At 65.8% G+C, this 6,478-nt stretch carries 4 protein-coding genes; 3 read left to right on the top strand and 1 reads right to left on the bottom strand.

The genetic code is table 11. The features are described from left to right. Position 1: 1 nt before the first annotated feature. Positions 2-256, bottom strand: coding sequence for an acyl carrier protein (locus CH339_RS01585; protein WP_111432525.1), 255 nt, complete (start codon positions 254-256; stop codon positions 2-4). 514 nt (positions 257-770) lie between these two features. On the opposite strand from CH339_RS01585, the gene CH339_RS01590 reads away from it, so the two are divergent. The 3 genes from CH339_RS01590 to fabD are packed head-to-tail and all read left to right on the top strand — an operon-like array spanning position 771 to position 6,475. Further along, a complete protein-coding gene (locus tag CH339_RS01590) occupies positions 771-2,402 on the top strand; it encodes a cyclic peptide export ABC transporter (protein WP_111432526.1) in 1,632 nt (543 codons plus the stop codon). Between the two features lie 3 nt (positions 2,403-2,405). Continuing rightward, positions 2,406-4,049, top strand: coding sequence for an ATP-binding cassette domain-containing protein (locus CH339_RS01595; RefSeq protein ID WP_111432527.1), 1,644 nt, complete (start codon positions 2,406-2,408; stop codon positions 4,047-4,049). Beyond that, complete coding sequence (gene fabD, locus CH339_RS01600) at positions 4,046-6,475, top strand: ACP S-malonyltransferase (protein WP_111432644.1); 2,430 nt, start codon at positions 4,046-4,048, stop codon at positions 6,473-6,475. The genes CH339_RS01595 and fabD overlap by 4 nt, the downstream gene beginning before the upstream one ends. The last annotated feature ends 3 nt before the right edge of the window (positions 6,476-6,478 follow it).

Below are 6,478 nucleotides of genomic sequence, written 5' to 3' on the forward strand. Positions count from 1 at the left end.
CTCAGGCGCTTGCGGTGCCGCGTTGCGACACCTTTTCGGCCACCGCCGCCTCGATCTGCGTCAGGCTGACCATGACGCCGCCGGTCATCTCCTTTTCGGAGAATTTGATGCCGTATTCCTTCTCCAGGAAGCGGATGAGCTGGATGTAGCCGAAGGAGTCCATCACGCCTTCCTTGAAGAGGTCGGAGCTCTCCGGAAAGGTCTCGTCGAACTCGATCAGGAACTGTTCTTCGATGAAGTCGCGAATCCTGCTCATGGGCCTCGATATCGCCTGATACCCGAAGTCGTCTGACTGTGACGGCGCGTCGCCTTGAGAACTGTCTTGGGGTGATTCTCTTGAGGTGCGGCCGCCCGATAAGGCTAGCCAATCGCCGGGGTGAGGGCGAGGGGATATCCGGCCGAAAGTGCTCCCGCCAACAGAAAACGCCATGATTCCACCCCTATTGCGGGAGGGATTGGCGGCCGCAGGCTGAGGTCCTCAAAAGTATCCGGCGTATGCATCGAGTGACGTTATCCACAAGGCAGTTATGGCGCCGAATTGATGTGGATGCGATGCCGGTTCGGCTTGCGCGGGTCAAGGTAGCTGCCTAGCATTATCCGAACCCGGCAGATGCGTTTTCCGAGAACGAGATTGCGGCGCGTCCGGCACCGCAGACCGTCCGCCCGTTGGCGGGCGGACGTATCGCCGGCCGGACAATCCGTCGGCGCGGCACGGGCGGGACAACAGCGCGGTCCGCGGGGGAGAACACGCCGAACATGGCAGGTGTTGAATGAATATCCTCCGCCTGCTCCAGGGCGGGCCGCCGGCAAGCCGTCGCTTCCTCTTCGCCATCACCTCGTTCACGGGCCTCGGCAATGCCGGCCTCATCGGCCTCATCAACCAGGCCGCCGAGCAGTCGCTGCTCGGCGCCAAGGTCGGCGCGCAGCTTCTGATCGTCTATGCGCTGACGCTCGCCTTCTTCCTCGTCTCCAACCGCACCTCCCTGCACCAGGCGAACCGCTACGTGCAGCAGAGGCTGGAGGCGACGCGGCGGCGCATCGTCACCAAGATCCGCCGCGCCGATTTGCGGACGCTGGAGCGCCTCGGCCAGGGCGACATCTACATCACGGTCGCCCAGGAGACCGACCACCTCTCCCAGACCCTGCCGCTCCTCATCGGCGCCGCCCAGAGCGCCTTCGTGCTGGTCTTTTTGCTGCTCTATATCGCGACCCTGTCGCTGATCTCCTTTGCCGTCGTCGCCGGCGTCACGGCCCTCGGCCTCAGCATCTTCGTCATCCGCCAAAGGGCGCTCACGGCATCGCTCGCCGCGGTCCACTATCGCGAGGCGGAGATGCTGGACAGCCTCTCCCACTTCACCCTCGGCTTCCAGGAAATCCGCCTCAACGCCGACCGCAATGACGGCCTCTTTGCCCATTTTTCCGAGGTCGCCGACCGGCTGAAGGACGAGGTCATCGCCATCGGCGGGCGCTGGGTGGCGCTCCTGCAATTCTCCAACGCCTTTATTTTCCTCCTCGTCGGTGTCGTTGTCTTCGTGCTGCCGGCGTTCTTTGCCGGCTATACGGACACCATCTACAAGATTACCGCCGCCTCAGTGTTTGCCATAGGCCCCGTCGCTGCGATCACCTCCGTCGTCAGGCTCATCGGCCGCGCCGAGGCCGGCCTCGGCCATGTCTACGCGCTGGAAGAAAAGCTCGACGAGAACGCGCCCGGTGCTGCGGAAAAAAAGCCCCGCGAGCGCTCGCCGTTCCGGGATTTCCAGACCATCGAGCTTGCGGGAACGACGTTCCGGTATGTCGACGGCGCCGGGCTGACGACCTTCACCGCCGGCCCTCTCGATTTCACGCTGAGGCGCGGCGAGACCGTCTTCATGACTGGCGGCAACGGTAGCGGCAAGTCGACGGCGCTGAAGCTCATCTGCGGCCTCTACCGGCCCGACGGCGGCCGCATCCTCTGCGACGGCACCGAAATCGATTCAAGCAACCGCCAGCAGTACCGCGAGATCTTTTCCGGCGTCTTCACTGACTTCCACCTCTTCGACCGGCTCTACGGCATCGACGCCGATCCGGAGGACGTCGCCCGCCTCATCGCCCGCATGGAGCTCTCCGACAAGGTCGATTTCGCAAAGGGTCGCTTTTCGACAAGCGACCTCTCCACCGGCCAGCGCAAGCGCCTCGCCATGATCGTCGCCCTGCTGGAGGACCGGGAGGTCTATCTGTTCGACGAATGGGCGGCCGACCAGGACGCCCATTTCCGCGAGGTTTTTTATGGCGAGATGCTCGCCGACTTCAAAGCCCGCGGCAAGACGGTCGTCGCCGTCACCCATGACGACCACTACTGGGACCGCTGCGACCGCCGCGTTGCCCTCGACCTCGGCATGATCACCAGTGGGGAGGGCGTCTGAACCATGGCGATCGTCGACTTCATCCGCGGCGCCGATCCGCGCCAGCTCCGCATCATGTTCCTGCTGACGCTCGTTGCCGGCCTCGCCAACGCGACCCTCATCGTCGTCATCACCAAGGTCGCGGAAACGGTCTCCAATGCCGGCACCCCAGGCGTTTGGGCCTGGCTCGCCTTTGCCGGCGCCTTTCTCCTCTATTACGGCGCCAACCAGATCGCGCTGGTGCGTTCCATGGCGATCATCGAGGACCTCCTCAACAAGAAGCGCCTGGAGATCGCCGACCGGCTGCGCCGCTCCGAGCTTCTGGTCGCCGACCGGCTCGGCCGCGGCCGGCTCTACAATCTCGTCGCCAAGGAGACCAACCACCTGTCGGTGACCTTCCCGCTGATCGTCGATGCCGTCCAGCAGACGGTGCTGCTCGCCGTCGCGCTCGTCTACCTGCTCTATCTCTCGCCGGCGGCGTTCGCCGTGTTCCTGGCGACCGTGCTTGCCGGCATCCTCGGCTACAAGGCCATCGACAGCCGCTACCGGGAGATATTGCGGCTCGTCGAACGCATGCAGGCCGAACTGCTCGACGCCATCACCGACATCATCCGCGGCGCCAAGGAACTGCGCCTCAACACCAGGCGCAGCGACGCCGTCGCCGCGGCCTACCGCAAGCGCTCCAACATCCTGGAGCGGCTGATGGTGCGCTCGGTCGAGCACTGGGTGTCGCTGATCCTCCTCGGCGGCCTCACCACCTTTGTCATGCTCGGCGTCGTCGCCTTCGCCTTTCCCGGCTACGTCACCGGCCACAACACCATCATCTTCCAGCTCGTGCCGGTGCTGCTGTTCTGCATGGGCACGCTGACCAAGACCGTCGCCCAGTCGCCCATGTTCATGCGCGCCGAGGTCGGGCTGAACGCGATCCTGGCCATCGATACCGAACTCTCCGAGGCCTCCTCCATCGGCCCCGACGAGGCGCGCCGCCAGGCCCGCGCCTTCCTCGATTTCTCCACCATCTCCTTCAACGGCATCCGCTTCAGCTACGACCGCAACGACCCGGAGGCCTATACGGTCGGGCCCCTCGACCTCGGCCTGACCCGCGGCGAGATCGTCTTCCTGGTCGGTGGCAATGGCAGCGGCAAGTCGACGGCGTTGAAGATGATGACCGGGCTCTATCCGCTCGATGCCGGCTGGATCGGCGTCGACGCCGCGGCTGTTGCAGGCAGTGCCCGTGCCGGCTACCGCGAGCTTTTCGCCTCCGTCTTCGTCGACCTCCACCTCTTCGACCGGCTCTACGGCATGGAGGACGCCGACCCCGGCAGGGTCAACCGGCTGATCGCGGAATGGGGGCTCGCAGGCAAGGTCACCTTCGAGGACGGCCGCTTCAACCAGCTCCACCTGTCGACGGGCCAGCGCAAGCGCCTGGCGCTGATCGCCGCCGTCGTCGAGGACCGGCCGATCTATGTCTTCGACGAATGGTCGGCCGAGCAGGACGTGGACTATCGCGAGCATTTCTACACCACCTTCCTGCCGGCCCTGAGGGACCAGGGAAAGCTGGTGATCGCCACCTCCCACGATGAAAAATACTGGGGTGTTGCCGACCGCGTGGTCAAGCTGGACCTCGGCCGCATCGAATGGATCAGGACGGGGGCGGACGCGCGATGAAGGCCTATCTGTTTCCAGGACAGGGCGCACAGCGCATCGGCATGGGCGCGGACCTCTTCGATGCCTATCCCGATCTCACCTGGCGCGCCGGAGAAATCCTCGACTACGACATCGCCGCCCTTTGCCGCGACGGCCCAATCGAAAAGCTGAGCCAGACGCAGTTCACCCAGCCGGCGCTCTATGTGGTCAACGCTCTCAGATACCTGAAGCACCGGGACGAGACCGGCGAGACGCCCGACTTCCTGCTCGGCCACAGCGTCTCCGAATATGTCGCGCTGTTCGCTGCCGGCGTCCTCGACTTCGCCACCGGCCTGTCCCTCGTTGCACGGCGCGGCGCGCTCATGGCCGAGGCCCGGGGCGGCGGCATGGCAGCCGTCCTCGGCCTCGATCCGGATGCGGTGGCCGAGCTGATCGCGCGGGAAGGGCTCGCAGATATTTACCCGGCAAATTTTAATACCCCGCGCCAGATCGTCGTCTCGGGCCGCAAAGACGCGATCGTCGCCGCCGAGCCCCTGTTCCTTGCTACTGGGGCCAGCCACTACAAGGTGCTGCCGGTGAGCGGTGCCTTCCACACGCCGTTCATGGAAGCTGCTCGGGCGGAGTTCGCCGGCGTCGTCGCTGCGGCCGACTTTTCGCCGCAACAGGTGCCGGTGATCTCCAACGTTACGGCCCGCCCGCACGTCGATGCCGACATCCGCGCCCGCATGGTGGAGCAGATCACCGCGCCGGTGCGCTGGGCCGAGAGCCTGCGCTACCTGATGGCCCGCGGCGTCGCCTTCACTGAGACGGTCGAACTCGGCCCCGACGGCCCGCCGGTGGTGCGGCCGATGTTCCGGCGCACGGAAATGGAGGCCGGGCCGCTTCCGCCGGAGGAGATGGCAGTGGCGGTTCCCGTTGCCGCGGCGGCCACCCCGGAGCCTGCCTTTGAGGCCGCCGCACCTGCCGCGCAACCGATCCAGCCGACGCCGTCGGGACCAGTCGCAGACGCCGGAGCAGCGCCCTGTCCCGAACGCAGCGCAGATGCCGTGCTGTCCGAAGTGGCATCGCCGCAGGTCTCGACCGACAGCCGCCCCTGCCACACACCCCGCTTTTCCGTCGAGCGTCTGGGCTCGCGCGCCTTCTGCGACGCCTTCGGCATTCGCCACCCCTATGCCAGCGGTGCCATGTATCGCGGTATCGCCTCGACCGATATCGTCATCCGCATGGCAAACGCCGGTCTCCTCGGCTTCTTCGGCGCCGCGGGCCTGTCGACGGCGGAGGTCCGCAACGCCATACGCCGCATCCGATCGGGCATCCCCGATGCCGCGCCCTTCGGCGTCAACTTCATCGCCCGGGTCAACCGGCCCCACCTGGAGGACGAGCTGACCGACCTCCTCCTGGAAGAGGGCGTCACCATCGTCGAGGCCTCCGCCTTCATGGAGGTCACGCCCGCGCTCGTCCGCTACCGGGCGAAAGGGCTGACCCGCGAAGCCGGCCGCACACGCGCAAGAAACCGCGTCGTCGCCAAGGTCTCCCGCCCCGACGTCGCCGCCCAGTTCCTCGCTCCCGCACCCGACGACGTCGTGAAAAAACTCCGCGCGTCGGAAGCGATCACTGGCGACGAGGCGGAACTGCTCGCCCATCTGCCCATGGCCGACGCCATCTGCGTTGAGTCCGATTCCGGCGGCCACACCGACCAGGGCATGCCGTTCGCCCTCATCCCGCCGATCCTGAAGCTGCGCGACGATGCGCAAATGCGCTTTCCCGATGCCGGCCCGATCTTCGTCGGCGCCGCCGGCGGCATCGGCACGCCGGAGGCCGCCGCCGCGGTGCTCGTCCTCGGCGCCGATTTCCTCGTCACCGGCTCGATCAACCAGTGCACGGTCGAGGCCGGCACGAGCGACGCCGTCAAGGATCTCTTGGAAGCGATCAACGTCTACGACACGGCCTATGCGCCGTCCGGCGAAATGTTCGAACTCGGCTCCAAGGTGCAGGTGTTGAAAAAGGGCGTCTTCTTCCCGGCACGCGCCGAAAAGCTCGTCACCATTTATCGCCAGCACGAAAGCCTCGAAGCGATCGACCCGGCCCTGCGTCGCCAGATCGAGGAGCGCTATTTCCACAAAAACTTCGAGGAAGTTTATGCCGACCTCGCAAAAACCTACGCGCCCGTCGAAATCGCGCGCGCCGAGGCGATGCCGAAGCACCGGATGGCGCTCGTCTTCAAGCGCTATTTCCGCGACACCACCGACTGGGCGCTAGCCGGCGAGATGGCCCACAAGGTCGACTTCCAGGTCCATTGCGGCCCTGCGCAAGGTGCCTTCAACCAGTGGGTCGCCGGCACCGAGCTTGAATCCTGGCCGAGCCGCCATGTCGACGACATCGCCCTAAAACTTCTCGACGGCACGGCGGACCTCCTGTCGCGCCGCTTTTCGGCATTGGTGGGCTAGCCG

The sequence above is a fragment of the Rhodobium orientis genome, from assembly GCF_003258835.1.
In the GTDB taxonomy this organism is placed as follows: domain Bacteria; phylum Pseudomonadota; class Alphaproteobacteria; order Rhizobiales; family Rhodobiaceae; genus Rhodobium; species Rhodobium orientis.

Coding starts and splice junctions, on each gene's coding strand:
- CH339_RS01590 (WP_111432526.1), top strand. CDS start 771: ATGAATATCCTCCGCCTGCTCCAGGGCGGGCCGCCGGCAAGCCGTCGC.
- CH339_RS01595 (WP_111432527.1), top strand. CDS start 2,406: ATGGCGATCGTCGACTTCATCCGCGGCGCCGATCCGCGCCAGCTCCGC.
- CH339_RS01585 (WP_111432525.1), bottom strand. CDS start 256: ATGAGCAGGATTCGCGACTTCATCGAAGAACAGTTCCTGATCGAGTTC.
- fabD (WP_111432644.1), top strand. CDS start 4,046: ATGAAGGCCTATCTGTTTCCAGGACAGGGCGCACAGCGCATCGGCATG.